This is a genomic window from Streptomyces sp. WM4235, from assembly GCF_001279725.1.
Classification (GTDB): domain Bacteria; phylum Actinomycetota; class Actinomycetes; order Streptomycetales; family Streptomycetaceae; genus Streptomyces.
In genome coordinates this window covers 1-1,123 of record NZ_LGDE01000191.1, presented here as the reverse complement: position 1 = coordinate 1,123, position 1,123 = coordinate 1, and the positions used below count along the sequence as shown (strand labels likewise).

Annotated in this window: 2 protein-coding genes; one reads left to right on the top strand and one right to left on the bottom strand. The window is 69.3% G+C overall.

Annotated features, from left to right (window positions below):
* Window positions 1-671: MFS transporter (locus tag ADK55_RS15280; protein ID WP_159041402.1), on the bottom strand; the 671-nt coding region annotated here is incomplete at its 3' end.
* A 162-nt stretch (window positions 672-833) separates the two neighbouring features.
* Between ADK55_RS15280 and ADK55_RS15275 the strand changes: the two genes are divergently transcribed.
* Window positions 834-1,123 (top strand): MarR family winged helix-turn-helix transcriptional regulator (locus tag ADK55_RS15275; RefSeq protein WP_159041401.1); only part of this gene is annotated, 290 nt, incomplete at its 3' end.

The following is a 1,123-nucleotide window of genomic DNA, read 5'->3' as shown; positions in this document are numbered from 1 at the left end:
GGGGTGATGTAGGTGATGGCGGCGAAGACCCCGCCGAAGCCGAGCACGGTCATGGCCATCGCCAGGGGAACTTGGACGTTGCGGAAGGCGGCCAGCTCGTGGCGGATCCGGACGCCCTCGGGGCGGGGGAGGTCGGGGACCATCTTGGCGATGCCGAGCAGACCGAGGACGCCGAGGCCGGCGACGATCAGGAAGGTGACGCGCCAGCCGAGGGTCTGGCCGACGAGGGTGCCGAGCGGTACGCCGACCACGTTGGCGACGGTGAGGCCGGTGAACATCATGGCGATGGCGCCGGCCTTCTTCTGTGGGGCGACCAGTCCGGCGGCGACCACCGAGCCGATCCCGAAGAAGGCGCCGTGGGCGAGGGAGGCGACGACGCGGCCGGCGAGCATGACGCCGAAGGCCGGGGCGAGGGCGGAGATGACGTTGCCGACGACGAACAGGCCCATGAGCAGCATCAGCATGCGCTTGCGGGGGATGCGGGTGCCGAGGATGGTCATCAGCGGGGCGCCGAGGACGACACCGAGCGCGTAGCCGGTGACCAGGAAGCCCGCGGTGGGGATCGAGACGCCGTACTCGCCGGCGACCTCGGGAAGCAGGCCCATGATCACGAATTCGGTGGTGCCGATCCCGAAGGCGCCGATGGCGAGTGCCAGGAGTGCGAGAGGCATGAGGGGGTGCCCTTCAGGGGGAGGTTGCCTGTACTGCCGCTTCACTTGCTGTCGCGGCTTACGTGCGTCCACATTAATTGCAGACGCGGGATATTTGCAAGCGCGGGCTATTGCGGCTGTGACCTATCCTGGGGGGACCCGCTTCGAAGGAGGAGCCCGCCCATGACCGCCACGGACAGCGCACTCACCGCCCTCTCCCAGGGCTGGTGCGCCCTCTCCCTCCTCCACGGCCGGATCGAGGCCCACATCGAACGCGCCCTCCAGGCGGGCCATGAGCTGAGCGTGCGGGAGTACTCGCTGCTGGACGTGCTCAGCCGCCAGCACAGCGGCCCGGGCGGACACCTGCGGATGCACCAGGTGGCCGACTCGGTCGTGCTCAGCCAGAGCGCCACGACCCGACTGGTCAGCCGGCTGGAGGACCGCGGACTGCTCAACCGATACATCTGCGACAC